Here is a 25,173-nt window from a genome sequence, read left to right as displayed (position 1 = left end):
CCCGCTAAAAACAGCGGGGTTTTTATGGTCTATCGTGCAATCAAAACGCTGTAGAAGACATAGGCGTCATCCACCACGCCACCATTGCCTTTGAAACATCCAATACGTTTGCCGTCCAATGTCGCGGTGTTGATGGATTCACCATCGGGGTATGATCCCTTGAAGGGTGTGCTTAAATCAAATCCGGCGTCATCCTGCGGGGGTTCGGTCTGGTCATCGGTGATGCCCAGCTTGGCATTCACGGCGATGCAGGCCTCGCGTCGGACAAAAGGCAGGACGGCCAGCAATTCATTGCACGGCCCCGTGGGGGAACAATCGGTGCCGACGCCCTCAACGCTGTTCGCGCCGGTGATGTGCCATTTTTTATAGGCGGTTTCCGTCGAAAAACTGGAATCCAGCAAATTGTAATTCGGGTTTTGGAACGTCGCCCCGCCGCCCAATTGGCTGAACACCAGATTGGCCGTGGGGCAGGCGGTGGAGAATTGGTAACTGTTGTCACCCCATCCACTGTCATGGAAACACACATCGTTTTCCGTCAGCCCGGTGATGGTCAGGGTGGTGACCGCGCGGCGCAGCATGTTCGAATAATCAAACAATTCCGTGGCCCATAAGCCGGATCGCTCATTGTTGATGGTCTGCGCGCTTTCGCGGCCCGACCGCGATACGGCAAAGCTCAGCGCGGCCAGAACGGCAATGGCGATAAAGATATAAATTAAAACACTGCCACGCTCTGATTCGCGGCTTTTGGACATAAGCGGTTTCATACGCATGATTCTACCAGCATCAAAAACACCATGTCCATGGCGCAGAAAAAAAGGTACGATAATTGCGCTTTTCGCGTTCGCGTTGCCCCCATCTCTTTCTTTGAAATTCCAAAATTACCGCCCATTTTAAAGGGGAAAGTCATATGTTTGGCGTCCATCGCAAAATTAAAGCCTGGGAACAGGCCGGGTTGATCTCCGCCGATCAGGCCGTGTCCCTGACCGATTTTGAACGCAACCGGCAAAAGGGGCGGTTCGCGGGTGGCCTGATGGGGCTGTCGCTGTTCGCCATTCTGATTGGTGTTTTGATGGTGATTGGGGCCAATTGGAACGATATTCCCGATGCGGCCAAATTGCTGGTCCATGCCGCGCTGAATATCGGTGCGGCGGCGGCCGTGTGGCGTTTCCATGTGCAGGGCAAGGAGCCATGGCGCGAGGGCGCGGTGCTTGTTCTGGCGGGCCTGACGCTGACCTTCATGGCGCTGGTGGGGCAGATTTATCATCTCAATGGCGGCGCGGGCGGGTTGCTGGCGCTGTGGTTGATCGTGATTTCACCGTTCATGGTGATCTATGGTCGCACCATGCTGACCGCCATTCCCTGGGTGCTGGCGTTTCTGGGCTCCATCCCAGTAATTATGGAGCAGTATTTGGGCGACCTGCCCGATATCTGGATTTTGTTCTACGGCCTGGGTGTGGCGCTGTGGTTGCCGTTGGCCATGTGTGCCGATGGGTTTACGCGGACATTCCGCGCCTTCCGCCCCGTTTGGGCGTTTGTCGTGATGCGGGCCGGATTTATCCTGCTGACCCTGACGGGTGTGCTGGCCACAATGCTGTGGTATGCCGATCGCGCCAAGGAACTGGGCACGATCGCACGGGATTCGGGCATGGAATATGGCACGGCCTATATGGTTGCGGTGTGTGTGCCGTTGATCGCGCTGGCGGGCATGGCCGTGCATTACGCCCTGTATAATACCCGCGTCGATGACAAACCGTTTTATCGCGCAACGCTGGGCTATTGCGCATTGTGTGTCGTGTCTTTGTTATTGCCGTTCCTGATCCCATCGCCGGAATCCAGCTTTATGGCGGGCTTAACCTTCATCGCTTTCTGGATTGGGGCGGGGTGGTATGGGCATTTAACGGGGGCGATGCGATTGGTGTCGTTGTCCGTCACGCTCATCGGCATCCGTATTTACATCATTTTCCTGGAAGCCTTTGCCGGGTTGATGACCACTGGATTTGGCCTAATTATCGCCGGTCTGGCGATGCTGGGCATGATCTGGGGCCTGCGCCGGGCCAATCGCTATGTGCGCGCCTTGTCACACACTCACGGGGGTCAGTCATGATCGGTTTTTGTGCTTGTTGCGATAGAATGTCTGAACCGATGCGGAAAATGATCATGCTGGCGGTGCTGGTGTTGCCGTTGCTGGTGCCCGGCCTGTTGTGGGCCAAGGCCGCGACGGATCAAACAGCGGGGCCGGTCTGGACCGTCAAAATCGCTGGGTATGACCCGCGCGATTTACTGCACGGGCGCTATATCCAATTCCGCTATGACTGGATGGAAACGGGTGAAGCCAGCCCCGTCTGTGCCAACGGTGATCATAATTGCTGTCTGTGTCTGAATGGGGATCAAACCTATATGAACGTGACGCGTGTGCAATGTGATGCGCCGGATGCCGCAAAAATCTGTCAAAGCCGTATTCCGGTTGCGGTTGCAACGGGCACGCAAAAATACTTTATCCCGGAGGAATTTGCCGCCGATCTGGACCGTCTGGTCATATCCGAGCCGGATCGTTTTATGATGGAAATTGCGGTGCCAAAGGCGTTTGGCGCGCCGGTCATCCGGGGCCTGTCGCTGGATGGGATGCCGTTGCGTGATTATTTGCGCGCCAATCGCGGGACGGATGGTTTGCAAGAAGAGCCCGGCGCAGAATAATTCTTTAATCGCTATATTCAGAACGCGCAATTCGAGGTAGAATCACCTTGTATTGCGCGTTTCCTTTTCTGTCTCGCTTTTCATTTCGTCTTTTCCAATTTCAAAAAAATTATAATCACACGCGCTCTGCGTGTTCCTTCATGTTTTTCCTGTGGGGGGATATTCGTCCATGACTGGGATTCATCCAACGCTACCATCTGAAAAAGTTATTCCCTTATCCGGCGTTGGTCGCACCACCGGACGCCAGCAGCCTCCTGTGTCGGTGGATGTGACATCACATCTGGTCACACTGGTTTTGGCCTTTGTTTGCATCGTTCTGGTGTGTATTGCGCCGGTGATTATGCGTGGTTTTTTAACGTCTGTGTCGGACCCCGGCTTGATTTTATACGGGTTCTGCACGGTGCTGGCGTTCCAGTTGTGGGGCGCGTTTCTGGCGCAAATCCGGTTCTTTGGCGCGGATTTCAAACATTGTGCGCGTGGCCTATGTCTGGCCATGGTGGTGGTGCCGTTCCTGATTCCGATGGCTGATTCTATCTTTGTGCAGGCGGGTCTGTTCCTGCTCTTCTGGATGGCGGCGATCTGGTACGGCATGTTGCACAGTATTTTTAGCCGTATTTGATTGTGTAACATCAAGAAAAAACGCCGCCCGGTTTGACAGGGCGGCGTTTTTTCGTTGGGGTTAAAATCAAACCACGTCTTAGAACGCGCCCGGCTCCGGGCGGTTGTCGCGGTGATGTTTGTTGGCCAGACGTTCGGCTTCGGCAATACGGTGCAATGCCTTGGCCCGTTTCGGGTCCATGGTCGACTTGATGTTCAGGTCCGGATATTCGATCTGGTCGATCAAACCCATATCCTTGGCCTCTTCGGCGTACAGGTAATAATCGCGTTTCATAACGGCGTGGTACAAATGCGCCAGCGCGGTCATTTTCAATGTGTCCGGTGTCCATGCGCCGCCCGATGACGGGGCCGTTTTTTGCAGCTCGGCGATCTTGTCGGTCACCTTCTGGTCAAAAGCCGGGCTTTTTGCGGCATCGAACGCGTGCGCGGCATACACCCATGCCATGCGGCGATAGGTGTGCTCGATCTCGCTCTGGCTGATGCCCATTTCTGTGGCATTGCCCTGTGATCCGCCGGATGGTTGGTGAATCATAATCCGGGCATTGGGCGCGGCGCGGCGTTCACCGGGGGCCCCAGCGGCCAGCAGGATGGACCCCATCGAAGCCGCCGTGCCGGTGACATAGGTGTGAACCGGACAATCCAGCGATTGAATGGTGTCATAAATCGCCATCCCTGCGCTGACCAACCCGCCGGGCGAATTGATCAGAATGGTAATGGGCTCGTCCGGGCTGGCGGCTTCCATCTTCATCAGATGAATGCGGACATTGATGGCCAGTTCCTGGGTGATGGGTCCTTCCAGAATCAGGACGCGCTCATGCGGCGCGGCGGAGACCATCTGGTTAAAATAATTTGATGGGGCCGGGGCGTTGGCCGTTACATCCTGATCCGGCGTGGACGCGGCGGTCGGTGCGGGGGCGTTGGATTTATTATCGTTTCCGGCAACGGAATCGAAGGCGCTTTGCGCGCCTTTGCGGTCTTCTAGCATGTACTTCTCCCTGTTTTCGCCCCGGTTTTTTATAGATTGGGTGCGTCATTGTTATAAAAAGGGTACCCGAGACTTTCTGTTTCAACAAGGCTTTTCAAATAAATAAAAAGGACTACACTTTTTCACGTAATTTTTTAGGTGTTAAAAATGAGCCGGGTTTCCAACAATCTTCAGGTCCTGATTGCCGAACAAAACGAAGACGACCGCGACCACCTCGCGGGTCTTCTGTATATGAACGGGTACGAGGTCGTGACCGCCGCCGATGGCGGGGCCGCGGCGCGCATTGCCGATACGCGCAATATCGATATCGCGATTGTTGACCAAGCGATGCAGCCGAAAACCGGTTTCGATTTCGCGCGTCACTGTCAGGTGAAGGGTCATAAATTCGGCATCGTTATGATCACCGATGAGCCGAGCACGGACCTGTTGCTGGAAATCAGCCGTTATGAAATTAAACAGGTTTTGCGCAAACCGGTGGAACCCAACCGTCTGGTCGAGGTGGTGCGTCGCGTGCTGCGCGCCCATGGCAAAAACCCCGATGCGATCGGCGCGCACCGTGTGGAACGTGGTTATTCATCTGATCAATTGATGGCGCGGGCCATTGCCTTGGCGCACCAAAATGCGCGGTCGCGTCTGGGCGGGCCGTTCGGGGCCGTCGTGGCCGATGCCGATGGGCATATTATCGGCGAGGGCGTGAACAGCGTGACCTCGCGCTGCGACCCCACCGCGCATGCCGAGGTGCTGGCCATTCGCCGCGCCACCGAAAAACTGGGCCGCACGGAATTGCGGGGGTGCACCCTGTATTGCAGTTCCGAACCCACGATGCTGGGGCAGGCGCTGGTCATCCGGGCCGGGATTGAAAAAGTCTGCTACGCCCTGACCCACGCCGAAATCGCGGCCATGCTGGGCGGCGATGATGAAGACAAGATCAAGGGCGAGGTGGCCAAGCCGCTGGCCCAGCGGTCCGTTGTGTATGAACAGCTCCAGCACGATCAGGCGCAGGATATGGTGCGGATGTGGCAGGGCCTGTCCGGGAAAATCGCGGATTAGATTTTCATATTACACACTCTCTCTTTGTCATCCCCGCGAAAGCGGGGATCCAGAAGACCGGGATGGTTTAACGTGTGTGGCTCTGGATCCCGGGTCAGGCCCGGGATGACAAGAACAGAAGGGGTTTTCCCCCACGGCTTTCCCGACAAAAGGCTTGATTTTCATGGGCTTTTGCGGCATCCATGGGGGGCTTTGAGGCGGGGCGGGAACGCTCCTTTTTTCCTTCAAAAGACGGGATGGATATCCATGGGATTGTTTCGTGCAATCGGTCAGATGCTGGGGTGCCTGTCACCCGCGCATATTGGGTTCGTAACATTGCTGAGCGGCGCGCGCAGCGTGGGCCGCGATGTCTATGGCAACCGGTATTACAGCGCCAAGGCCCGTCCGGGTTACAAACTGGATCGCCGTTGGGTGATGTACAAGGGTGTGCCCGAAGCCTCGAACGTTCCGCCGGAATGGCATGGCTGGCTGCATCATCAAACGGATGTGGTTCCGGCATCGGATGCGGAATCATTCCGCCGCCCGTGGCAAAAATCGCATATGCCGAACATGACGGGCACCAATCTTGCCTATCGTCCGCCGGGCCACGTCTTGTCCGGTGGCCAGCGTGATGCGGCAACGGGCGATTATGAATCATGGACGCCGCCGCAGTAAGATCATTTAAACCGCGTTTTTGGGTGAATTTAGAGAATGAAACACAGTCTGATTGAAACGGTTCTGGGCGCGGTTGTTTTGCTGGTCGCCGCCGTGTTTTTGATGTTCAGCTACAGCGCCGCCAATGTCGGCGATGTCAGCGGTTATACAATCAGCGCGAACTTCTCCTCCGTTGGTGGTCTGCGCGCCGGCGACGATGTGCAGATCAGCGGCGTGAAGGTTGGCACCGTATCTTCCGTTGAACTGGACCCGGAAACCTATCTGGCCAAGGTCAGCATGGCCGTGGACCCGTCGGTGAAAGTACCGGACGACAGCGCCGCATTGATCAGCAGCGAAAGCCTGATGGGTGGTCGCTATCTGTCGCTGGAGCCGGGCTCGTCCGAAGATATGATGAAAAGCGGCGACCGCATTTCTTATACGCAGGCACCGCAAAACCTCGAGCAATTGCTGGGCAAGTTTATTTTCAGCATGCAGGGCGCGCCGAAAGATCAAGGCGGCAACGGCGCGGAACCGTCTGATGCGCATCCGTAAGCGCACCCGCCAGACACTCTCTGCACTTCTCGCACTGTGCGCCTTGGGGCTCTCCGCCCCGGCCCATGCGGCGATGGAGGATTTCCCCGTCGTTAAATTGCAGTCGCTGGATAAAGTCACGGCGCGCACCATGACATTCGAGGCGAATGTCGGATCGACCGTTAAATTCGGCACGCTCTACATTAAAATCCAAGCCTGCCGCAAAGCGCCGCCGATCGAAACGCCGGAATCGGCTGCGTTCCTGCAGGTGTGGGAACTGACACCGAAGGCCGAAGAATCGCAATGGATTTTCAGTGGCTGGATGTTTGCCTCATCCCCCGCTTTGTCGCCGATGGACCACCCGATTTATGATGTGTGGGTATTGGATTGCCTGACCCACAAAACCGGGGAAGAACCCCCGCAGGACGCAGAAGCGCCTGCTGCGGACCCAGCGGAAACACCTGTTGCACCTGAAGGTGCGGCGGCAACGGAAACGCCGACGGCCCCCGTCGCGCCGGAAACCCCTGCGGCAGACACGGATATTCCCGTCGAAGAACCCCCGCCGTCAGCGGAATAATTTTTCAAGGATATTGGGATTAAAACGCGCGCGATTTGGTCGCGGGTTGTTGTGTGGTGGACGGCGTTGCCGCGTCACCGTGCTGTACCAAACGCCACGCCTTGATCCCGGCATGTTTTCCTTGCGTGTAATCGCGGGAACAGGATTCAAACGTGGATTCGTTTTGGGCCGTGGCGGCGCGTGTGGCATCACCCACGCGGTCATAGACTTGGTTTTGTGTGATGTGCTTGCGGGTCAGCAACCGGTCAATATGCGGCTGGTCCAGAACATGCACGTCCGCCACCGCATGGGTGCGGGTTGTGCCATCGGTGTGTTCGCCCTGCCATTGGCGGGCGGTCATCACGACATAACGGGGGGCATTGAGCGGATCGGCTGCCGTGGCGAAGACGGGCAGGAAACGGGTTTGCGCCTTGAACGCATCGCGCGACAGGGTCGTGCCCCGTGCGCCATCCACGGTCGCGTGCCGGGTCCAAGCCCCTTTAAGGCTTTGGGTGGATGTCTCGCTGTGTAATGCGTCACGATTCATCGGCACGGTCCTCGACAATGGAAGATGTCTTTGAGTTGACCCCAGCCTATCAAATCCTTAATGAAGTGTCAATTTTTATGGTAAATCACTGATCTTCTTTACGCATTTCGAACCATGCACGGACCAGTTCGCCCTCGCTCAGGCCCGGAAAACCGCGCAAATTGAAATCCGCCGGATGGTGGACGGCCTTGTTCAGCCGGGCCAGATATTGCGCCCGCGGGATTTCATAGGCCCCGAACTGTTCCAGATGCGGGTTCAGATACTGGGTATCCAATAGGGTAAAGCCCCCGCGCCACAGCCGGGCGCACAGATGGATCAGGGCGGTTTTGCTGGCCCCGGATTGCCGCGAAAACATGCTTTCGCCAAAGAACGCCGCCCCAAGCGCCAGCCCGTAAAGGCCCCCGACCAGGGCGCCATCCGGATTGCGCACCTCAACCGAATGGGCAAACCCGGCCGCGTGCAAATCGGTGAACAAGGTGCGGATGCCGTCATTGATCCATGTTTGCGGGCGGTCATCGGTGCGCGCGGCGCATCCGGCCATGACGCCGGGGAAATCCTGATCCACCGTGATGATGAACGGGGATTTCAAAACGAATTTTTTCAGCGAGCGCGGCACGTGCAGGCCCGTAATATCCATCTGCCCGCGCAGTGGCGGGTCGTACCAGTAAAAGGCCTGTTCATCCGCCCGTTCGGCCATGGGAAACAGGCCGATCGCATAAGCGGTCAGGACGTCTTGCAGGGTGATGGGTGGGCTTTTGCTCATTCTATCAACTGATTATTCCATAATGCGCGCGCTTTCTGTGGATAAGTTCCGCGCAATTTTTTGACAATCCATCCGTCTTAATTGTAACTTTATTAGGCCTTAACCGGCGAGACAAATGAACAGGGAAAAAAACTTCCGTAAATGGGAGATCTAAAAAGAAACGCCGCCCCCGATCCGGGGCGGCGGTTTTTTTTATGGGGCTTTGCGGTTCCGGTGTTTTCCCAAGTTAAGGCCCTCTCCCTAACCCTCTCCCAAGGGGAGAGGGGATTGTTCGGGCTGTCTCTGCTCCCCTCTCCCTCTGGGAGAGGGGTTGGGGGAGAGGGACCTTACGGCCCAACCTCGACCCGGGGCGCATCCTGCCCCACCAGCGCGATCAGGTCATCGTCATTCACGCTCTTCTTCTGGTCGGCCAGATCCTTGAAACGCACGAACGCGTCCTGCAACGCGTTGTCGCCCAGATCAAATCCCAATTGTTCCAACCGGGCGCGGAAGGCGTGGCGGCCGGAATGTTTGCCCAGCACCAGTTCCGATTTATTCAACCCCACCGATTCCGGCGTCATGATTTCATAGGTCTGCGCGTTTTTCAGCATGCCGTCCTGATGGATGCCGCTTTCATGCGCGAACGCATTGGCGCCGACAATGGCCTTGTTCGGCTGCACCGAAAACCCGGTGATGTCGGACAAAGCGTGCGACAACTTGGTAATCATCGTCGTATCAATATTGTTCTTATACGGCAATGAATCGGCGCGTGTGCGCATCGCCATCACGATTTCTTCCAATGCGGCATTGCCGGCGCGTTCGCCGATGCCGTTGATCGTGCATTCAATCTGGCGCGCGCCCGCTGCAATACCGGCGAGTGAGTTGGCCACGGCCAGCCCCAGATCGTTGTGGCAGTGAACGGACAAAATGGCCTTGTCGATATTCGGCACCTTGTTCAGCAACAATGTAAATTTCGCCGCATAATCCGCAGGCAGGGCATAGCCCACCGTATCGGGAATATTGATCGTTGTTGCGCCAGCGGCAATCGCCGTTTCAACGGCGCGGCACAGGAAATCATTTTCGGTGCGGCTGCCATCTTCGGCGGACCATTCAACATCGTCGGTGAATTGGCGGGCCAGCGTAACACTTTCACGAATGGCATCCAAAACCGCTTCCGGTTCCATCTGCAATTTATGTTTCATGTGCAGTGGTGATGTGGACAGGAAGGTGTGGATGCGGCGGCTTTTCGCCGGGGCCAAGGCTTCGGCGGCGGATTCGATGTCACCGCGCTTGGCGCGGCACAATCCCGCCACGGTCGCGTTCTTCACGGTTCCGGCAATGGCCTTCACCGCTTCCCAATCGCCCTTGCTGGCAATCGGGAAACCCGCTTCAATCACGTCCACGCCCATCTGGTCCAGCAACGCGGCCATGCGTAATTTTTCATCATGGTTCATGGAACAACCCGGTGATTGTTCGCCGTCGCGCAAGGTCGTGTCGAAAATTATAACGCGGTCCATGGTCGTCATCCTTTTTTGTTACTCATCAATCTTAATCTTCAATCTTGCGCGCATCTTCGACCAGCATGATCGGAATGCCGTCGCGGATGGGATAGGCCAGCTTGGCCTGATCGGAAATCAATTCCTGCGCCTGCGCGTCATAACGCAACGGCACCTTGGTCAGCGGACAGACCAGGATTTCCAGCAATTTCGGATCGATATTGTGTGCATGTGTCATGTGGGGTTTATACCCCGGTGACGCGGGGGGGATCAATGGCAGAGTGAGGAATCAGACCCGTGGCAGCAGCTTGTGTGCAATGCACCGGATTGCCGCACCGCCATATCCAGAATGGTCATAAACAAATCCGCCCGGGCTTTGCAGCAGGCGGCTTCCAGCAAAGCCTGTTTCTCCCCGGCATCCAGCGGGCAGATCATGGACAGGCAGGTGATCAGCTTGTTATCCGTCGCGCTTTCAACCGCGTTCCAGTCACAAGACAAGCCGTGCAGTTCAAAATAGCTTTCCAACAAACCGCGCAGACGCGGGCGGTCGAGGTTCAGGCAGCTCACGGTTTCCAGATCGCTGGAAAAATCGGCCCAATCGGCGCGCACGCGGCGATAGCCGTTGCGGCCCTGATCCAGTTCGGATCTCACGCGGAAGCGCGCCACACCCCGCAGTGTGACCAGATAACGGCCATCATTGGTTTCGCTGAAATTGACAATGCGGCCCGCGCATCCGGTTTCAAACAAAGCCGGGTGGGCATTGTCGGCGCCGCGCGGTTGAATCATGCCGATGATGCGGTGGGATTTCAGCGCATCTTCAACCATGCTGAGATAGCGGGGTTCAAAAATGTTGAGGGGCAATTGGCCATGCGGCAGCAATAAAACGCCGCTCAGCGGAAATACAGGGATTTCCGCCGGCAAATCGTCCAATTCTGGTGGCAAGTCACTACCCATCGCCCCGAGCCGTTTATTTAAAGAGATTACGCACGTATACCGCGCCGCGCCCGATTCATCCCGATCAACGCGATACAGTGTTAATCATATAGGCATTATTGTTACAAGAAAAAGCCCGTGTTACGACATTTTATTATAATTTTATGGTGCATCGCGGCGGGAAAAGGGCGGAAATGCGGGGGTTTTCATGATGGAGAAAGGCCCTCACCCTAACCCTCTCCCAGGGGGAGAGGGAATTGTTCAGATCGAGTCTTCTCCCCTCTCCCTCTGGGAGAGGGGGCGGGGGTGAGGGCCTGTAGGCACTCACGAAAACAAAATCGATGACAATTGGCGGCGGGCGGTGCCCACGCTCTTGTCCGCCGGACCGATGGCGTCAAAGAATTGCAGCAATTGCTTGCGGGCCTTTTCATCTTCCCATGTGCGATCGCGGCGGATGATGTCCAGCAATTGATTCATGGCCTCTTCCCGCTGGCCTGCGGCAAACAACGCCATGGCGTAATCAAACCGTGCGGCGTGATTATCGGGTTCGCGCGCAACACTGTTGGCCAGATCGCTGGTGCCGTTATCCGGCCCGGCCTGTACGGCCTGTTGCGCCAATTCAACGGCGGTGATGGCGGCGGAAAATTGTGAATTTTTGGCGATTGTGTCCGGTGCGTTTTCAATCATTCCGGCGGCGGTGTCGACATCACCATCGGCGATGAACGCGCGGACCAACCCGACAAAGGCGGCGACATTGTTTTCATCTTCTTCCAACACGGTGGAATATAAAACCTGCGCCTGCGTTGGGTTGTTATCGGCCAGCGCCTGATTGGCGGCGTCCAGCATTTCGGGAATATTCACGGCGTCCGGTTTGCTTTCGCGGGCCAGTTGTACCAATTGGTCCATCAATTTTTTCAAATCGCTGGCCGGGCGATTACCGGTGAATCCGGTGATCGGCTGCCCGCCGAAAAATGCAAACACGGTCGGGACGGATTGCACGCGCATCGCCTGCGCCAATTCCGGGTGTTCGTCGATATTCACCTTGGCCATGCGCACCACGCCTTTGGTCGCGGTGACGGCCTGTTCCAATGCGGGGCCCAGTTGTTTGCACGGGCCGCACCATGGGGCCCAGAAATCGACGATGATCGGCGTGTCCATCGATGCGCGCATGACGTTGGCTTCGAAATCTTCGGTGCCGACATCGAAAATGGCGTCTGGTGCGGCAGCTGTAGCTGCGTCATTTTTTTGCGCGTCTTTGGAACTGCCGAATAACATTGTCTTTATTCTCCTTCAGGAGCGGTAGCGCTGAGGTCAAGGATCAGCGGCGTATGCCCGGTTGATTCGATGAAGCGTACAAGGTCTTGGGGCGCAACGCCAATGGTCATGGTGTTGACCATCGGGTGGAAATTGACGGTGGTGGACCGCATGATCGTATCATCCAGCACCATGGTCACGGCGCGGGCCGTATCATTGATAATGGCGTATGGGCACACCGATCCCGGCCGCACACCCAGATTGGCCCACAAACGCTCCGGCGACCCGAATGACAACCGTCCGCACTCCAGCAGGGCCGAGAGTTTCTTCAAATCAATTTTGGTTTCATTGGCAGCAGAGACCAGAAACATGGTTTCGCGTTTATCGCGCACGAACAGATTGCGGCAATGCAGGCCGGGAATATCTTTTTCAAACTCCAGCCCTTCCTCCACAGTGAAGAACGCCGGGTGGTGCCACGTCGTGTAGATGATGCCCAGATCGTCCAGCCGCTTGAACAAAGCGTCGGGCGTGGTGGGTAAATCGGTGTGGTGCTGCAGGTTTTGTGCTGTGTCCATGGGGTTTCATATCAGTCAAAAATGCTGTTTTTCAAGCGTTTTGCCCGAAATAGATAAAATTTTAAGGAAAATAAAGCGGGTGGTAAGGCTTTTTGCGTATAAAGAGGGGGTGTGAGTATAGGGAGAGACCAAGATTATGAGCGCACCGTTATCGCGTTACGAAGGCCCCGAATTGATGGCCCGTCTGGCCGGGATGCAATCCCTGCAGACGTTGGCCGGAACGCAAGGCGCGGGCGTCATCGCCAATTTCACCCGTGAAAACGGTCTGGATCAGGCCGCGCCGAAAACACCGGAGGCCAGCGCCCCGGCAGCAGAACAAACACAGGAACAAGGCTGGACCCAGATTCTGGGCAATAGCGGCCCCTCCAATAATACACCGGGGGCCATGTAATCCATGAATGTTGAACTGGGTAAATTGCCGGATGGGGGATTGGTCGTCATGTGCGATTCACATTTCCCGCATGAAATCCGCCGGATCGAATATTACCGGGACCAGCGCCTGATGATGCTGGTCTACGACGCCGACCACGAAGGCGACCTGATGCACTATGAACTCTCCGATGTGTGCGCCAACACGGTCGAAAACAGCCCCAACGTCATGATCGTCGATCATTCGCCGGGCCGGAAGCTGTACGGCTACGACGTTCCGCTGGTCCAGATCGGGCTTTAATCAGTTGTCATAATTATCAGTCAATCTGGTATAACTTTTATACCACTTTCCCTATTTTCCACTTGCAATCGCCGGATTCATGGGTATATTCCGCGTCTGTTGAAGCCATGAAATGCGGGCGTAGCTCAGGGGTAGAGCATAACCTTGCCAAGGTTAGGGTCGCGCGTTCGAATCGCGTCGCCCGCTCCATGGACCTTCCAAAAAGCTAACAAAAAAGCGGCTCCTTTGCGGGCCGCTTTTTTGTTGGTTATTATTCTAATATGTTCATTTTTTTAGAGATATAAAAATGCTGGTTTTGATTGATGAGAGCGGTGACACCGGATTCAAGGAAGGGTCATCTCGTTTCTTTGTAATGGCCATGGTCGTCTTTCCTCACCTTGATCAAGATGGACGATCTCCCGATGCTGAACACACCGCAACCGTGATAAATGAGCTTTATGGTGTTCTGGGTCATAAAACCGAATTTCATTTTTCCCAATGCAGCCACCGCGTTCGCCATGGATTTTTCAACGCACTGAATGCACAAAGCTGTCAATTTCAAGTGTTCTGCCTGGTGATCGACAAAAAGAAAATTTACAGTCCGCACCTGCGATCCAATACCAAAAACTTTTACAATTTTATTTTGAAGCAACTTTTGACAAAGAATCCAATTCAAAACGCGAATGTGAAAATTGATGGCGAAAAGAGTGCTGTCTTCAAAAAAGCGCTACAATCTTATCTGCGTCAGGGTAAAAAAGGCATGCTGAACAAGCTCAAATTCGCCAACTCCAAAAATGATGTTCTGATTCAACTGGCCGATATGGTCTGTGGCGCGGTGGCATACAGTTACAATCGCGCGGACAAGCTGAATGCCGAACAGTATCGTGTCCTCATCGGGCACCGCATTGTGAATATCTGGGAATTTCAATAAAAAAAGCCCCTGCAACCTTGCTTCAGATAGAAGCTGGTACTCCATACGGAGCCGTTAGGATGCAGAGGCACTTTGTATGATTATTATAGATTGTTGTTGTGAAAATCTCAACAACTTTGAAAAATCGTTTATTTTCAATGGAAAGAGCCTATTCCTCTTGGGCCTTCCGAATCTTCCGCCATTCATTCACGTTATTCTGATGCTCGGCCAATGTGCGGGCGAAGACGTGGCCGCCTTCGCCGTCGGCGACGAAATAGATGTAATTGTGCTGTTCCGGGTGCAGGACGGCGTCGATGGAGGCTCTGCCGGGGTTGGCGATCGGGCCGGGGGGCAGGCCGGGATATTTGTACGTGTTGTACGGTGAATCCGTATCGGTCAGATCCTTGCGCAACAGGCGGCGGCCCAGCGGGCCCATGCCGTCATCCTTCATATCGCCCTTGGTGATCGCATAAATCACGGTCGGGTCGGATTGCAGCGGGATGCCTTGGCGCAGGCGGTTGATAAACACACCGGCCACGCGTTTGCGTTCTTCGCCCACGCCGGTTTCTTTTTCAACGATGCTGGCCAATGTCACGGCCTGTTCAATCGTGTCAAAGGGCAGGCCGGGGTCGCGTGTCGGCCACATCTGGGTGATGGCCTCTGTCATCGCGGTTTGCATCTGGGTGATGATTTCGGCGCGGTCCTGGTCTTTCAGGAAACTGTATGTTTCCGGCAGCAAGGATCCTTCCGCCGGGATCGTGGTGATGGTGCCGGATAACCCTTCGGCCCCGTTCACGATCTTCACGATCTGGTGGCTGGTCAGCCCTTCGGGCACGGTGACGCGGCGTTGCACGACATCGCCGCGTTCGATTTTATCGACCACGCTGCGCATCGATATTTGCGGCGTAAAGGTGTATTCGCCAGCTTTTAAATTGGTGTGGTGCCCGGTGATGCGGGCCATGATTCTGAACAGGTTGGCATCGGTGATGACGCCCTGATCTTCCAGCGTGGCGGCAATCGTGCTGACGCCCGATCCGCGCGGGATGATGATGGACGTTTCGGTTTGCAGCGGCCCGGCCTTGTTCCAGCCGTTCCATCCATAAACAAACGCGCCAGTCCCGCCGACCACACAGAGTGTAGTCCCCAGAACCAGCGCGCCGAGAAAAAATTGAACGAAGCCGTTTTGAAACTTGCTGGGTTCCGCCATCCTGTCGCCTGTTACACGGACCGGATGATCAGGCTGGCATTGGTGCCGCCAAAGCCGAAGGAGTTGGACAGGGCCGTGCGGACCTTCTTCTCCTTCGCCACTTTCGGCACCAGATCCAGACCCAGACACTGCTCGGACACATTGTCGAGGTTCAGCGTCGGTGGAACAATGCCGGTTTGAATGGCCTTGATCGCGTAAATGGCCTCAACCGCGCCCGCCGCGCCCAACAAATGGCCAATGGCCGATTTGGTGGATGACATGGATATTGTGTCCAGATGGTTGCCGAACAGGCGTTTCACCGCCGTGCATTCCAGACCATCCCCCAGCGGCGTCGATGTGCCGTGGGCGTTGATGTAATCAATATCACCGGGGTTCAGTTCGGCGCGCTTCAGGGCCGCCTGCATCGCGCGGAAACCGCCATCGCCGTTTTCCGCCGGGGATGTGATGTGGTACGCATCGCCCGACATGCCATAGCCGATGATTTCGCCATAGATTTTCGCGCCGCGTTTTTTCGCGTGCTCGTATTCTTCCAGAACGACGATACCCGCGCCTTCGGCGATGACGAAGCCATCGCGGCCTTCGTCAAACGGACGGGATGCGGCGGTCGGATTGTCGTTATAGCCCGTGGACAAAGCGCGCGCAGCGGCAAAGCTGGCCACGCCCAGACGGTTCACGCCCGCTTCGGCGCCACCGGCGACCATCACATCGGCATCGCCCCACATAATCAGCCGGGCGGCATCGCCAATGGCGTGCGTACCGGATGCGCAAGCGGTGACCACGGAATGGTTCGGCCCCTTCAGCCCGTGCATGATCGAAACATGGCCCGAGGCCAGATTGATCAACATGGCGGGAACCGAGAACGGGGACAGACGGCGCGGGCCCTTTTCGGCCAGCGTCGTGGATGTTTCATAAATGGATTGCAGACCGCCAATGCCGGACCCGATCATCACGCCGGTGCGGTATTGGTCTTCGTCCGCGGTCGGGTGCCAGTCGGCATCGTTCAGGGCTTCTTCCGCTGCGGCGATGGCGTACATGATAAATGTATCCATCTTCTTCTGTTCCTTCACCGGAACGAACAGATTGGCGTTAAACGCGCCGTCGGTCGGGTTTTCATCGGTGGTCACCGGAACTTCGCCCGCAATTTGCGAGGCCAGATCGGATGCATCCATTTTCTCGATGCGGCGAATCCCACTCTCACTGTTTGTGAGGCGGTCCCAATTGCGTTTGACCCCCACGCCCAGCGGGGAGACCATGCCCATACCTGTTACGACAACTCGTCTCATTTCGAACCTCTTTATGCAGAATATCATATCAGCAGAAAAGAAAAGCGCAGTCCTTTAATGAAAAGGGACTGCGACTTTAACTTTATAGCGTTGAAAACACCATGCCTTTGAAATTAGGCAGCGGAGTTTTCCTTGATGAAGCTCACCGCGTCACCAACCGTTTGAATTTTCTCGGCGGCGTCGTCCGGGATTTCAACGCTGAATTCTTCTTCGAAGGCCATGACCAGCTCAACAGTGTCGAGGGAGTCTGCGCCCAGATCGTCAATGAAGCTTGCTGCTTCAACCACTTTGGCTTCGTCGACGCCCAAATGATCGATTACAATTTTCTTCACGCGCTCAGCAATGTCACTCATCGCTTATTACCTATATTGTTGTTTCAGTTAAAGTCAGTTCGGGGGGGACTGTAGTGATCCTCTTCGCCGAAATCAACAATTTATATGCGCGGACCTGAATTAACATTCTGGAAAATACAAAAACGCTTATAAAACAGTGCGTTAAAGAATATTTGTAGACAAGAATGCCGGAATTTGGTTAATATGGCGCATAATCAAGGAACGAAACGTTCTATATAAGGGTGTACGGCATGAGCAAACGTGATCAAGCAACGGCAGGCGGCAATTTCTCCATGGGCAGCACAGTGCGCGCCGGTGGTGAAGGTGGCGCGCTGACCAGTGCGCAAAAACGCTCCCTTCTCAATAACGCATCTGTTGCGACCCGCGCGCTGGCCGATAAGGGCGAAGCGCTGGACAAGGCCCGCACCGGATCTGAATTCCAAACCGTCGAAGGCCAATATCGCGCCATGGACGGTGAAAACCTGCTGAAAAGCATGTTCAACAACCCGCATCTGATGACCTTCTCGGCGCAAGCCTGGACGCAGACGAAAATGCAGTCCGAGGGTCTGGGCCGTCGTTTCAAGGATCTGGAGCTGAACCCCGGTGAAGCCTCCCGTCAGGAAGTGGCCGCGAATGTGCGCAACACACTGGCGTATATGTCCGCCAACGGCATCACAGTTGAGTCGCTGAAGAAATACGAGATCGAGGATCTGCAGGAAAACCTGCGTCGTCTGGACCTGTTCCATGGTGATACCGATGGGTATGCCGCATCTCCGGGTCTGGCTGGTGCGATCGGTGGTTTCGTGGCGTCTGATAAAGGCACGGAAGAACTGCTGAAACGCGGCGCCAAGGTGATCGAAGACAACGCGCCGAAACTGTCGAAAACCCAACTGGATTTCGGCCCGGCTGCGAATGGCGATTTGAAACTGGATATGCCGAAGCCCGGCTCTCCAGTCATGGTCAACCGCCCGGTTTTCGCTCTGGCGATGTAATCGTTACGACCACAGAATTTTAAAAAGGGTCCCGGTTGGGGCCCTTTTTATATTTGAGCGCTGGGGTACGGGTGCTAAGGTCGGCGGCGATAATTCATATTAAAGGACGATTATTATGGCCGCCAAGCTCACAGGCAGAACTTTTGTCTATCTCACCACCCATTTTAATGACACGGCCAACTCGCACGGGGATTTTGATCCGGTGACGGAAATGACGGTGCAGTTGTCCCAAAACATCAGCACGAAAGAATTGTTCCGTATCATGCGTGCCGATAAACGGGTGGCATGGTACCAGACCCATGAAGCCAAGAGCGTGACGTTTGATGGCGTTGAATGCACCAGCGGCCCGGTGAACTTCTCTGCAAAGACGCATTTCGGATATGTGAAGGCCAACCGTGACATGATGGTGTGCCAAAAGGGTGGTGATGTTCCGTTTATGCAGCTTTATCCCAATGCCAATCCCGATGATATGAATATCTTCAACGGCGCCGGCATGGTCCATGTGGCGCAGGCCAATGATGTGGTCTTTGACCGCGCCACGGGCGCACAGGTCTGGCCGAAGCCGTAACGCATAAAAAAGGCCCCAATCCGGGGCCTTTTGTTTATTCCTGATCCTGCAGATAATTCAAAATATCGCGTAAATCATCAATCACGGCGATGACCCGTTCGGCGGATAATTCTGCGGCGCGTTCGGCCTTGTCGTGTGATGATCCGGTAAAGCCCAGAACATCCATCCCGGCGGCAACGCCCGCCCTGGCGCCGAATTTCGAATCCTCAATCACTAGACAGCGTTCCGGCGCAACATTGCCCATCTGGGAAGCGGCATACAGAAACAAATCCGGGGCCGGTTTGGGTGTGGCCACCTGATCCTTGGTAAAGACGGTTTTTTCAGTGAAAAACGGGCCCATCGTGTTGATGGCGGCCAGGCAATCAAGCACGTTCTGGCGTTCCCCGTTTGATGCGACACAGACGGGCATGATATTGGCAATCGCCGCGATTGTTTCATAGGCGTGGGGAATGGCCTGCATATCCGTTGGAATGCGGCGGCTGACATTGTCGATATAACGATCACGGAAATCGGCGGGGAAAACATGCCCCGTTTCCTCCGCGATCTGTTTCATCAATGTCGGCACCGACGACCCGACGAAATGGGCCAGCGCGTAATCCAGCGTATATTGCGTCAACCCCTCCGTCGCCAATTCGTCGCAAAATGCGGCGTTATTGGCGATTTCGCTGTCGACCAGCGTGCCGTCGCAATCAAAGATAACCAGATCGTACGCGGCCATTAAATCATCACCATGCCGCCATTCACGTGAATGGTCTGACCGGTGACATATGCGGCTTCATCGCTGGCCAAAAACACGGCGGCCGATGCGATGTCTTCGGATGCGCCCATGCGGCCCATCGGAATTTTCGCGTTGATCGTGGCTTTCTGGTCATCGTTCAGTGCATCGGTCATGGCCGTGGCGATAAAGCCCGGCGCGATGCAGTTGATGGTGATGTTGCGGCTGGCGATTTCCTGCGCCATCGCTTTGGACCAGCCGATCATGCCCGCTTTGGATGCAACGTAATTGCATTGGCCGGGGTTGCCCATCACGCCAACGACGGAGGCGACGTTGATAATACGGCCATGGCGGCGCTTCATCATGCCGCGCTGAACGGCCTGCGCCAGACGGAAGGTCGCGGTCATGTTGACGGCGATCACTTCGTCCCATTCTTCCGGTTTCATGCGCAGCGACAAATTGTCGCGGGTCAGGCCGGCATTGTTGACCAGAATATCAATCTGGCCCATGGCGGCTTCGGCGGCTTTCACCAGCGCATCCACGCCACCCTCGGCCCCCAGATCGGCGGGCAGGACATGGACGCGGTCTTTCAATTCGGCGGCCAGTTCGGCCAGCTTGGCTTCGTTCCGGCCGGAAATGCCGACGGTGGCCCCTTGGGCATGCATCGCGCGGGCCACGGCCCCGCCAATTCCGCCTGTGGCCCCGGTCACCAGAGCGCATTTGCCTGAAAGATTAAACATGATCGTATCCTTCCCTCAATAAATTGAACGGGCAGAATAGGGGGTTGGGGCGGGGGGGTCAATATAGATGGGCTTTAAGGATGTCATTCCCGCTATCCCCTTCGCATAAAGCTATGGGGGAGGTGTCATCCCGACAGAGCGAAGCGACGAGGGATACCCTCTTGCGGACGTGAAGATAAGATCCCTCGCATGCGCTCGGGATGACAGCGTGGAGGGCGGGGCGATTAAATCGCCCGTGCGGTTTTCAGGAAGGCGGCGATGTCCGCCTGTAATCGGTCGGATTCACGGGACAAGGTCTTGGCAATATCCAGCACGCGGGCGGAGGATTCCTTGCCCTCGGCGGCCATGCCCTGCACGTCGCTGACGTTTTTGGTGACGTTTTCCGTGCTTTGGGAGGCCTGTTGGATCGACCGGGCGATTTCCTGTGTGGCGATATTCTGCTCATCCATACCGAGGGCGATGGTGGACGAAATATCGTTGATGCGGTGAATGGTCTGGCCGATGCCGCGAATGGCGCTGGCGGCTTCATGCGTCAATTCCTGCATCGTGCCAATCTGTTTGGTGATGTCGTCGGTGGCCCGGGCCGTTTGTTCGGCCAGCGTTTTCACCTCATGCGCGACGACGGCGAACCCCTTGCCTGCTTCGCCCGCGCGCGCGGCTTCGATCGTGGCGTTCAGGGCCAGCAGATTGGTCTGGCTGGCGATGTTGTTGATCAATTCGATAATCGTGCCGACATTTTTCGCCGCTTCGGTCAACGCGTTGATCAGGCGATCGGTTTTATCCGCTTCGCTGGCGGCCTGCACCGCGATGGAGGAGGATTCGGATACATTCGCATTGATCGTGCTGATCGAGGCCGAGAGTTCTTCGGCGGCGGCGGCGACGATATGCGTGCTTTCGGCGGCGATATTCGCGGCGCTGGATGTATCAATGGCGCGGTCTGTGGTGGCCTCGGTAATGCCCAGCATGCGTTCCGATGCGGATTCAACGTCTTTCGCGGCGCTGGATACGCTTTGCACAATCACGTTGACGCTGCCTTCGAACGTGTCCGCGTATCCACGGAACGCCGTGATCTGGCGTTCGGTTTCGGCGACCACATTGTTCACGGCCTTGGCGCTGCGGCGATAAATGCCGGGCAGGCCGCGTTCCAGAACCGGGCGGTAATACCGCCCTTCGCCGACGGCTTGCATCGAATTGGTGACTTCGCGGATATAGGCGTCGGTGATGTCGACGACATGGTTAATGTCGTGGCCCACTTGGCCCAATACGCCCTGTTCCCGGACCGATACGATCCGGGTTTCAAAATTGCCCTTGGCGATGTCTTTTAAAACCGTGCTGTATTGGTTCAGCGCGGCGGCGGTTTTGCGTTGGAAAAACACGGTGCCGACAATGCTGAGAAGGCTGGCCCCGGCCAGCGCATAGGGTACATAAACCGGAACACCCTGTTCCGCGATCAACAGGCCGAGTGCGGCAAAGCCGGATACACCGGACAGAATGGCCAGCATTGAGGCCTTAGAGAGAGAAGATGAATTCATCATACGGCATCCCCGTCTTGGCCAGAGTTTCATTCAGCAATTTTGTTGATGCTTCCAGCGCTTCGCGCGGGCCGGCATGTTTGGCCTCTTCCGCCAGCAGGGTCTTATAAATCGGCTCGATCTTGGCGATTTTGTCGGGATCGGGTTTGCGGCGGTTGGAATGGTATCCAACCACGTTCATATGATCGTCATAGCTGGGCGTAACGTGGGCAAAGACCCAGTAATGGTCGCCGTTGCTGGCCATGTTCAGCACATAGGCGAAAATTTCCTTGTTCGCCTGCAGCGTGTCCCAGAAGAGTTTGAAAATGCACCGCGGCATATGCGGGTGGCGGATGATGTTGTGGGGTTTGCCGATCAATTGATCCGGCGTCATGATCGACACACGCTGGAACACATCATTGGCGTAGATAATGCGTCCCTTGATGTCGGTTTTACTGACGATGATTTCCTCATCGCCCCAAGGACGGGCGATGCCCGTCGGTGTGATCCGGTGGTCAGACAGGGCAACCCCCTATTACGCAGTGATCAGAACGCCCACCTTTTTGACACTGGTGGTTGTCAGTGAGATTGGGCGGGCCCGAGGATAAGTCAAGCCCGCCCAACGCACGGTTTTTTAATTGCAAATGATACTTATTTAAGAGCGGTGATCAGCGCCTCAACCTGCTCCGGCGTGCCAACGGAGGTGCAGGCGATATCGCCCTCAATCCGTTTAATCAATCCGGCCAGAACTTTGCCCGCGCCGATTTCGGTCGCTTCGGTGACGCCATTGGCTTTCATCCATTGCACGGATTCGCGCCAGCGCACACGGCCCGTGATCTGTTCGACCAGCAGGCGGGTAATCTCCGCCGGGTCGGTCACGGCGGATGCGGTGACGTTGGCGATGACCGGAACAACGGGGGCGTTGATAGTGGTTTCGGCCAGGGCGGCCTGCATCGCCTCGGCGGCGGGTTGCATCAAGCGGCAATGGAACGGGGCGGATACGGGCAATGCCAATGCGCGTTTCGCGCCACGGCTGGTGGCCAAGGCGATGGCGGCTTCCACTGCACCCTTGTGACCGGAAATGACGACCTGACCCGGGGCGTTATCGTTGGCGGCTTCGCACACTTCGTTGCCGGAAACTTCCGATGCAATCGCCATCACATCATCAAACTCCAGCCCCAGAATGGCGGCCATGGCGCCTTGGCCAACCGGAACGGCTTTCTGCATCGACTGCCCACGCAGTTTCAGCAGGCGGGCCGTGTCGGACAATTTCAACGCGCCCGCAGCGGTCAGCGCGGAATATTCACCAAGGGAGTGCCCAGCGACGAAAGAACAGGCGGATTTCAAATCAATCCCGCCCTGTTTGGTCAGCACGGCCATCACCGCCATGGACACGGCCATTAACGCGGGCTGCGTGTTCTCGGTCAGGTTCAGGTCGGAGTCCGGCCCTTCGAAAATAATCTTCGACAATTTCTGGGATAGGGCGTCGTCCACTTCCTCAAACACCAGCTTGGCATCCGGGAACGCCGCGGCCAGATCCTTGCCCATACCCGGGAATTGCGACCCCTGACCGGGGAAAACGAAGGTGCGTGTCATTGGCGAACATCCTTGAAAAGATTGGGAAAAGGTTGGTTTTCTTAACATTTCTGGCCCTTTTTTACCGGGAACCGCCGGTCTGGGCAAGGGGGAGGGCAAAAGTTTGACACGAACACCCATTTGTCATAGCGTCTTGCAAGCCTTAAGTATTATCGAAAAAAGGATTGGATCAGATGAAAACGCTTGAAAAGATGGGCTGGCTGCTTGCCGGTACGGTTGTTTGGGGGGCGCTTTCAACCCTCTCAACAGTCATGGGCAAAGAGATTGCCGACAATGTTGTAACCCCAATGGTTGCCCGTAATGCAAACGTGTTTAATCAAATGGCCGATACTCAGGGCTTGAATGATCGTGGCCGCGCGAGAACATGGACGGAGCGTCAAGCGACCATTACGCGCGAAATCGGCATGAATGGAAGTGGTGGCTTTGACTGGATTCCGTTCTTTGGAAAAAACTACGTCTTTGGCTTGCTGACTATGGCGAATAAAAACCAGATTGCACTGGTGCCCGGACAGCAAGGGCAGGATACGACGTTGATAATTGATAAAAGCCACGGCTGCCTGCTGGTGGATTTTACCAAGGGCAATGCTGAACTGGCCAACGAAGCCCGCCGCGTGCTGAGCCTGTTTACGCAAGCCAGCGCGACCCAGTATGATTATCATGGCCGCTATAAGATTGTGGATGATCGTAGCGAGCGTCATACAACGCCGTTAGGTCTTGCATCTGGAAGCGCCAGAGCCGCCGATTATTGCCCGGCCCCGACGCTGCGGTAACGCCCATGGTTTCGGCCCACCGCTACCGCGAAGAATTTGGACAGGCCGCGCTGGGTGATGATCCCGGCGTTCTGGCCATGATCCGCGATCCGCGTTTGAATCTGGCGGTGTGGCGGGGCGCGGCCCCGACGGCGAATAATTCCTATCTCATGGATCTCGACATTTCCACGTTGTCGCCGGATGTCCGGTGGACGTCTGACTATCGCCGTGAAATTTTGAATTACGCATGGTCGGTCAACCAATTGCGCGATGAAAGCCGTTTGCTGGCGCTGGATTATGCGCTGGAGGATGCCGGCTTTCCCGACGGTCCTGATGGGGGGAATGGTGGGCGCATGGATGTGGCCCGCACGATCATTGATCTGGTCGGGCATTTTGCCGCCGTGTGCAAACCCAATGGTGGCAGTGTCGGAACATCGTTGATGGCCTTCCAGCCCTCTGAAAATAATTTCTGGCATACGGATAAAGGGGACACGCTCGGCCTGATCACATTGCGCGGCGCGGCGGGCACATGGTGGCGGCCCGATTGCACGATGCGTGAAAATGGCCGCGATATTCAGGGGACCCCCGTCCGCGCCAATGACACGCTGGCCCAACCCACCGCGCCCGGCGATTTACTGCTTTTAAAATGCCGCGATACGGATCAAGCCCTGATCCACGGCAGCCCACCGGTCCCCGGTTACCGTTTGGTGATGGTGATGTGGCCGTTCTGACGGTCAGCCTGTATTTTCAGAGCCCGCCATTTTTCCATCCTCGCTTTGTGCAGGTGTGTTTGCGTTTTCCTTCTTTCTTTTCTATGGTGCGCGGATTATTTCAGGGATGGATACAATGGATAAGCAAACAATTGTGAATGGCGTAAAAGCCGCGGGCTGGGATTTGAAAACGGTGTTTGGCCACATGGCACAGGGTGTGCCGGGTAGTCTGGCCAGCACGGCGAAGCTTTATTTCGCTCCCTTGACCTGTGTCTTCAAGGACAAGTCGGGGGCCTATCTGGATCAGGTCTGGAAAGAGGATGCCGATCGTTCGGCGGCGCGTTGGGCGTTGTTGGGACAAAAATTGCAGCAGAACCCGTATCGCGGGCCGCGTCCGGAATAATGTTTCCATAATTCTTATGTCTTTCTTTGTCATTCCCGCGAAAGCGGGAATCCAGAGCCATGGGCGCACTATTATCCCGGTCCCCTGGATTCCCGCTTTCGCGGGAATGACAATGGGGGCGAGCGGGGGAATAGTGGGCGTTGGCCGCTGAAACGGCCCCGGAAACGTTTGGGAATCGCTTTTTTCCAATAAAA

Annotated in this window: 31 protein-coding genes, 1 tRNA gene and 1 pseudogene; 16 read left to right on the top strand and 17 right to left on the bottom strand. The window is 56.0% G+C overall.

Going from position 1 to position 25,173, the window contains the following annotated elements; translation table 11 throughout:
- Positions 1-29 precede the first annotated feature (29 nt).
- Entirely contained in the window at positions 30-764 is a 735-nt protein-coding gene (locus ACSC94_RS09370) for a hypothetical protein (protein ID WP_435640572.1), read from the bottom strand.
- 143 nt (positions 765-907) lie between these two features.
- Here ACSC94_RS09370 and ACSC94_RS09365 point away from each other — a divergent pair, with 143 nt between their 5' ends.
- From ACSC94_RS09365 to ACSC94_RS09355, 3 genes are all read left to right on the top strand, one after another.
- Positions 908-2,104, top strand: coding sequence for a DUF2157 domain-containing protein (locus ACSC94_RS09365; protein WP_435640571.1), 1,197 nt, complete (start codon positions 908-910; stop codon positions 2,102-2,104).
- Positions 2,105-2,130: 26 nt separating this feature from the next.
- Complete coding sequence (locus ACSC94_RS09360; protein WP_435640570.1) at positions 2,131-2,694, top strand: GDYXXLXY domain-containing protein; 564 nt, start codon at positions 2,131-2,133, stop codon at positions 2,692-2,694.
- Positions 2,695-2,863: 169 nt separating this feature from the next.
- Positions 2,864-3,313: a hypothetical protein gene (locus ACSC94_RS09355; protein WP_435640569.1), complete on the top strand. Its 450-nt coding sequence runs from the start codon at positions 2,864-2,866 to the stop codon at positions 3,311-3,313.
- Between the two features lie 78 nt (positions 3,314-3,391).
- Here the strand turns inward: ACSC94_RS09355 and ACSC94_RS09350 are convergent, their stop codons facing one another.
- On the bottom strand, positions 3,392-4,297 hold the full coding sequence (locus ACSC94_RS09350) for a ClpP family protease (protein WP_435640568.1): 906 nt from the start codon (positions 4,295-4,297) through the stop codon (positions 3,392-3,394).
- A 147-nt stretch (positions 4,298-4,444) separates the two neighbouring features.
- Here ACSC94_RS09350 and ACSC94_RS09345 point away from each other — a divergent pair, with 147 nt between their 5' ends.
- The 4 genes from ACSC94_RS09345 to ACSC94_RS09330 all read left to right on the top strand — a co-directional run bounded on the left by ACSC94_RS09345 (position 4,445) and on the right by ACSC94_RS09330 (position 7,088).
- Positions 4,445-5,347 (top strand): deaminase, encoded by a 903-nt coding sequence (locus tag ACSC94_RS09345; RefSeq protein ID WP_435640567.1) that lies wholly within the window; start codon positions 4,445-4,447, stop codon positions 5,345-5,347.
- Between the two features lie 246 nt (positions 5,348-5,593).
- Entirely contained in the window at positions 5,594-6,001 is a 408-nt protein-coding gene (locus ACSC94_RS09340) for an NADH:ubiquinone oxidoreductase subunit NDUFA12 (RefSeq protein ID WP_435640566.1), read from the top strand.
- A gap of 36 nt (positions 6,002-6,037) precedes the next feature.
- Positions 6,038-6,532, top strand: a complete 495-nt coding sequence (mlaD, locus tag ACSC94_RS09335; RefSeq protein WP_435640565.1) for an outer membrane lipid asymmetry maintenance protein MlaD — start codon at positions 6,038-6,040, stop codon at positions 6,530-6,532.
- On the top strand, positions 6,519-7,088 hold the full coding sequence (locus ACSC94_RS09330; RefSeq protein ID WP_435640564.1) for a DUF2155 domain-containing protein: 570 nt from the start codon (positions 6,519-6,521) through the stop codon (positions 7,086-7,088). The genes mlaD and ACSC94_RS09330 overlap by 14 nt, the downstream gene beginning before the upstream one ends.
- A gap of 19 nt (positions 7,089-7,107) precedes the next feature.
- Here ACSC94_RS09330 and ACSC94_RS09325 read toward each other — a convergent pair whose 3' ends face one another.
- The 7 genes and pseudogenes from ACSC94_RS09325 to ACSC94_RS09295 form a co-directional block, all read right to left on the bottom strand.
- Entirely contained in the window at positions 7,108-7,614 is a 507-nt protein-coding gene (locus ACSC94_RS09325; RefSeq protein ID WP_435640563.1) for a hypothetical protein, read from the bottom strand.
- Between the two features lie 85 nt (positions 7,615-7,699).
- The gene (gene aat, locus ACSC94_RS09320; RefSeq protein WP_435640562.1) at positions 7,700-8,377 is read right to left on the bottom strand and encodes a leucyl/phenylalanyl-tRNA--protein transferase; all 678 of its coding nucleotides are present in this window, start codon (positions 8,375-8,377) and stop codon (positions 7,700-7,702) included.
- Between the two features lie 353 nt (positions 8,378-8,730).
- Positions 8,731-9,882, bottom strand: a pseudogene (locus ACSC94_RS09315) (2-isopropylmalate synthase); the annotation flags it as partial.
- A 22-nt stretch (positions 9,883-9,904) separates the two neighbouring features.
- The gene (locus ACSC94_RS09310) at positions 9,905-10,090 is read right to left on the bottom strand and encodes a Trm112 family protein (RefSeq protein WP_435640561.1); all 186 of its coding nucleotides are present in this window, start codon (positions 10,088-10,090) and stop codon (positions 9,905-9,907) included.
- 32 nt (positions 10,091-10,122) lie between these two features.
- Positions 10,123-10,806 (bottom strand): LON peptidase substrate-binding domain-containing protein, encoded by a 684-nt coding sequence (locus tag ACSC94_RS09305; protein WP_435640560.1) that lies wholly within the window; start codon positions 10,804-10,806, stop codon positions 10,123-10,125.
- 303 nt (positions 10,807-11,109) lie between these two features.
- The gene (locus ACSC94_RS09300; protein ID WP_435640559.1) at positions 11,110-12,060 is read right to left on the bottom strand and encodes a tetratricopeptide repeat protein; all 951 of its coding nucleotides are present in this window, start codon (positions 12,058-12,060) and stop codon (positions 11,110-11,112) included.
- A 5-nt stretch (positions 12,061-12,065) separates the two neighbouring features.
- Entirely contained in the window at positions 12,066-12,614 is a 549-nt protein-coding gene (locus tag ACSC94_RS09295; protein WP_435640558.1) for a prolyl-tRNA synthetase associated domain-containing protein, read from the bottom strand.
- 136 nt (positions 12,615-12,750) lie between these two features.
- Here ACSC94_RS09295 and ACSC94_RS09290 point away from each other — a divergent pair, with 136 nt between their 5' ends.
- From ACSC94_RS09290 to ACSC94_RS09275, 4 genes are all read left to right on the top strand, one after another.
- A complete protein-coding gene (locus tag ACSC94_RS09290) occupies positions 12,751-13,005 on the top strand; it encodes a hypothetical protein (RefSeq protein WP_435640557.1) in 255 nt (84 codons plus the stop codon).
- Between the two features lie 3 nt (positions 13,006-13,008).
- The gene (locus ACSC94_RS09285) at positions 13,009-13,284 is read left to right on the top strand and encodes a hypothetical protein (RefSeq protein ID WP_014103847.1); all 276 of its coding nucleotides are present in this window, start codon (positions 13,009-13,011) and stop codon (positions 13,282-13,284) included.
- A 114-nt stretch (positions 13,285-13,398) separates the two neighbouring features.
- Positions 13,399-13,473 (top strand) — tRNA-Gly (locus ACSC94_RS09280).
- A 97-nt stretch (positions 13,474-13,570) separates the two neighbouring features.
- A complete protein-coding gene (locus ACSC94_RS09275) occupies positions 13,571-14,194 on the top strand; it encodes a DUF3800 domain-containing protein (protein ID WP_435640556.1) in 624 nt (207 codons plus the stop codon).
- 148 nt (positions 14,195-14,342) lie between these two features.
- Here the strand turns inward: ACSC94_RS09275 and mltG are convergent, their stop codons facing one another.
- From mltG to ACSC94_RS09260, 3 genes are all read right to left on the bottom strand, one after another.
- Entirely contained in the window at positions 14,343-15,380 is a 1,038-nt protein-coding gene (gene mltG, locus ACSC94_RS09270; RefSeq protein WP_435640555.1) for an endolytic transglycosylase MltG, read from the bottom strand.
- 11 nt (positions 15,381-15,391) lie between these two features.
- The gene (fabF, locus tag ACSC94_RS09265; RefSeq protein ID WP_435640554.1) at positions 15,392-16,663 is read right to left on the bottom strand and encodes a beta-ketoacyl-ACP synthase II; all 1,272 of its coding nucleotides are present in this window, start codon (positions 16,661-16,663) and stop codon (positions 15,392-15,394) included.
- A gap of 113 nt (positions 16,664-16,776) precedes the next feature.
- Positions 16,777-17,016, bottom strand: a complete 240-nt coding sequence (locus tag ACSC94_RS09260) for an acyl carrier protein (RefSeq protein ID WP_435640553.1) — start codon at positions 17,014-17,016, stop codon at positions 16,777-16,779.
- 230 nt (positions 17,017-17,246) lie between these two features.
- On the opposite strand from ACSC94_RS09260, the gene ACSC94_RS09255 reads away from it, so the two are divergent.
- Together ACSC94_RS09255 and ACSC94_RS09250 are read left to right on the top strand one after the other, a co-directional pair.
- Positions 17,247-17,987 (top strand): hypothetical protein, encoded by a 741-nt coding sequence (locus ACSC94_RS09255; protein WP_435640552.1) that lies wholly within the window; start codon positions 17,247-17,249, stop codon positions 17,985-17,987.
- A 115-nt stretch (positions 17,988-18,102) separates the two neighbouring features.
- On the top strand, positions 18,103-18,555 hold the full coding sequence (locus ACSC94_RS09250) for a hypothetical protein (protein ID WP_435640551.1): 453 nt from the start codon (positions 18,103-18,105) through the stop codon (positions 18,553-18,555).
- Between the two features lie 34 nt (positions 18,556-18,589).
- Here ACSC94_RS09250 and ACSC94_RS09245 read toward each other — a convergent pair whose 3' ends face one another.
- The 5 genes from ACSC94_RS09245 to fabD form a co-directional block, all read right to left on the bottom strand.
- Positions 18,590-19,273 (bottom strand): HAD family hydrolase, encoded by a 684-nt coding sequence (locus ACSC94_RS09245; RefSeq protein ID WP_435640550.1) that lies wholly within the window; start codon positions 19,271-19,273, stop codon positions 18,590-18,592.
- Positions 19,273-20,010 (bottom strand): 3-oxoacyl-[acyl-carrier-protein] reductase, encoded by a 738-nt coding sequence (fabG, locus tag ACSC94_RS09240; protein ID WP_435640549.1) that lies wholly within the window; start codon positions 20,008-20,010, stop codon positions 19,273-19,275. The genes ACSC94_RS09245 and fabG overlap by 1 nt, the downstream gene beginning before the upstream one ends.
- A gap of 224 nt (positions 20,011-20,234) precedes the next feature.
- Positions 20,235-21,545 carry a methyl-accepting chemotaxis protein gene (locus ACSC94_RS09235; RefSeq protein WP_435640548.1) on the bottom strand — a complete coding sequence of 437 codons (1,311 nt, stop codon included), beginning with the start codon at positions 21,543-21,545 and terminating at the stop codon, positions 20,235-20,237.
- A complete protein-coding gene (locus tag ACSC94_RS09230; RefSeq protein ID WP_435642168.1) occupies positions 21,520-22,044 on the bottom strand; it encodes a PAS domain-containing protein in 525 nt (174 codons plus the stop codon). Before ACSC94_RS09230 ends, ACSC94_RS09235 begins: the two co-directional genes overlap by 26 nt.
- A gap of 128 nt (positions 22,045-22,172) precedes the next feature.
- Entirely contained in the window at positions 22,173-23,117 is a 945-nt protein-coding gene (gene fabD / locus ACSC94_RS09225) for an ACP S-malonyltransferase (protein WP_435640547.1), read from the bottom strand.
- Positions 23,118-23,290: 173 nt separating this feature from the next.
- Between fabD and ACSC94_RS09220 the strand changes: the two genes are divergently transcribed.
- From ACSC94_RS09220 to ACSC94_RS09210, 3 genes are all read left to right on the top strand, one after another.
- Positions 23,291-23,887 (top strand): hypothetical protein, encoded by a 597-nt coding sequence (locus ACSC94_RS09220; protein WP_435640546.1) that lies wholly within the window; start codon positions 23,291-23,293, stop codon positions 23,885-23,887.
- 5 nt (positions 23,888-23,892) lie between these two features.
- Positions 23,893-24,597, top strand: coding sequence for a DUF1826 domain-containing protein (locus ACSC94_RS09215; RefSeq protein WP_435640545.1), 705 nt, complete (start codon positions 23,893-23,895; stop codon positions 24,595-24,597).
- Positions 24,598-24,712: 115 nt separating this feature from the next.
- Positions 24,713-24,979 (top strand): hypothetical protein, encoded by a 267-nt coding sequence (locus tag ACSC94_RS09210; protein ID WP_435640544.1) that lies wholly within the window; start codon positions 24,713-24,715, stop codon positions 24,977-24,979.
- Positions 24,980-25,173: the final 194 nt, after the last annotated feature.

The sequence above is a fragment of the Micavibrio aeruginosavorus genome (assembly GCF_051245535.1).
Classification (GTDB): Bacteria; Pseudomonadota; Alphaproteobacteria; order Micavibrionales; family Micavibrionaceae; genus Micavibrio; species Micavibrio aeruginosavorus_D.
Note: the sequence above shows the minus strand (reverse complement) of the source record. Positions and strands in the feature narration are given on the sequence as shown.

Coding starts and splice junctions, on each gene's coding strand:
- ACSC94_RS09370 (WP_435640572.1), bottom strand. CDS start 764: ATGAAACCGCTTATGTCCAAAAGCCGCGAATCAGAGCGTGGCAGTGTT.
- ACSC94_RS09365 (WP_435640571.1), top strand. CDS start 908: ATGTTTGGCGTCCATCGCAAAATTAAAGCCTGGGAACAGGCCGGGTTG.
- ACSC94_RS09360 (WP_435640570.1), top strand. CDS start 2,131: ATGTCTGAACCGATGCGGAAAATGATCATGCTGGCGGTGCTGGTGTTG.
- ACSC94_RS09355 (WP_435640569.1), top strand. CDS start 2,864: ATGACTGGGATTCATCCAACGCTACCATCTGAAAAAGTTATTCCCTTA.
- ACSC94_RS09350 (WP_435640568.1), bottom strand. CDS start 4,297: ATGCTAGAAGACCGCAAAGGCGCGCAAAGCGCCTTCGATTCCGTTGCC.
- ACSC94_RS09345 (WP_435640567.1), top strand. CDS start 4,445: ATGAGCCGGGTTTCCAACAATCTTCAGGTCCTGATTGCCGAACAAAAC.
- ACSC94_RS09340 (WP_435640566.1), top strand. CDS start 5,594: ATGGGATTGTTTCGTGCAATCGGTCAGATGCTGGGGTGCCTGTCACCC.
- mlaD (WP_435640565.1), top strand. CDS start 6,038: ATGAAACACAGTCTGATTGAAACGGTTCTGGGCGCGGTTGTTTTGCTG.
- ACSC94_RS09330 (WP_435640564.1), top strand. CDS start 6,519: ATGCGCATCCGTAAGCGCACCCGCCAGACACTCTCTGCACTTCTCGCA.
- ACSC94_RS09325 (WP_435640563.1), bottom strand. CDS start 7,614: ATGAATCGTGACGCATTACACAGCGAGACATCCACCCAAAGCCTTAAA.
- aat (WP_435640562.1), bottom strand. CDS start 8,377: ATGAGCAAAAGCCCACCCATCACCCTGCAAGACGTCCTGACCGCTTAT.
- ACSC94_RS09310 (WP_435640561.1), bottom strand. CDS start 10,090: ATGACACATGCACACAATATCGATCCGAAATTGCTGGAAATCCTGGTC.
- ACSC94_RS09305 (WP_435640560.1), bottom strand. CDS start 10,806: ATGGGTAGTGACTTGCCACCAGAATTGGACGATTTGCCGGCGGAAATC.
- ACSC94_RS09300 (WP_435640559.1), bottom strand. CDS start 12,060: ATGTTATTCGGCAGTTCCAAAGACGCGCAAAAAAATGACGCAGCTACA.
- ACSC94_RS09295 (WP_435640558.1), bottom strand. CDS start 12,614: ATGGACACAGCACAAAACCTGCAGCACCACACCGATTTACCCACCACG.
- ACSC94_RS09290 (WP_435640557.1), top strand. CDS start 12,751: ATGAGCGCACCGTTATCGCGTTACGAAGGCCCCGAATTGATGGCCCGT.
- ACSC94_RS09285 (WP_014103847.1), top strand. CDS start 13,009: ATGAATGTTGAACTGGGTAAATTGCCGGATGGGGGATTGGTCGTCATG.
- ACSC94_RS09275 (WP_435640556.1), top strand. CDS start 13,571: ATGCTGGTTTTGATTGATGAGAGCGGTGACACCGGATTCAAGGAAGGG.
- mltG (WP_435640555.1), bottom strand. CDS start 15,380: ATGGCGGAACCCAGCAAGTTTCAAAACGGCTTCGTTCAATTTTTTCTC.
- fabF (WP_435640554.1), bottom strand. CDS start 16,663: ATGAGACGAGTTGTCGTAACAGGTATGGGCATGGTCTCCCCGCTGGGC.
- ACSC94_RS09260 (WP_435640553.1), bottom strand. CDS start 17,016: ATGAGTGACATTGCTGAGCGCGTGAAGAAAATTGTAATCGATCATTTG.
- ACSC94_RS09255 (WP_435640552.1), top strand. CDS start 17,247: ATGAGCAAACGTGATCAAGCAACGGCAGGCGGCAATTTCTCCATGGGC.
- ACSC94_RS09250 (WP_435640551.1), top strand. CDS start 18,103: ATGGCCGCCAAGCTCACAGGCAGAACTTTTGTCTATCTCACCACCCAT.
- ACSC94_RS09245 (WP_435640550.1), bottom strand. CDS start 19,273: ATGGCCGCGTACGATCTGGTTATCTTTGATTGCGACGGCACGCTGGTC.
- fabG (WP_435640549.1), bottom strand. CDS start 20,010: ATGTTTAATCTTTCAGGCAAATGCGCTCTGGTGACCGGGGCCACAGGC.
- ACSC94_RS09235 (WP_435640548.1), bottom strand. CDS start 21,545: ATGATGAATTCATCTTCTCTCTCTAAGGCCTCAATGCTGGCCATTCTG.
- fabD (WP_435640547.1), bottom strand. CDS start 23,117: ATGACACGCACCTTCGTTTTCCCCGGTCAGGGGTCGCAATTCCCGGGT.
- ACSC94_RS09220 (WP_435640546.1), top strand. CDS start 23,291: ATGAAAACGCTTGAAAAGATGGGCTGGCTGCTTGCCGGTACGGTTGTT.
- ACSC94_RS09215 (WP_435640545.1), top strand. CDS start 23,893: ATGGTTTCGGCCCACCGCTACCGCGAAGAATTTGGACAGGCCGCGCTG.
- ACSC94_RS09210 (WP_435640544.1), top strand. CDS start 24,713: ATGGATAAGCAAACAATTGTGAATGGCGTAAAAGCCGCGGGCTGGGAT.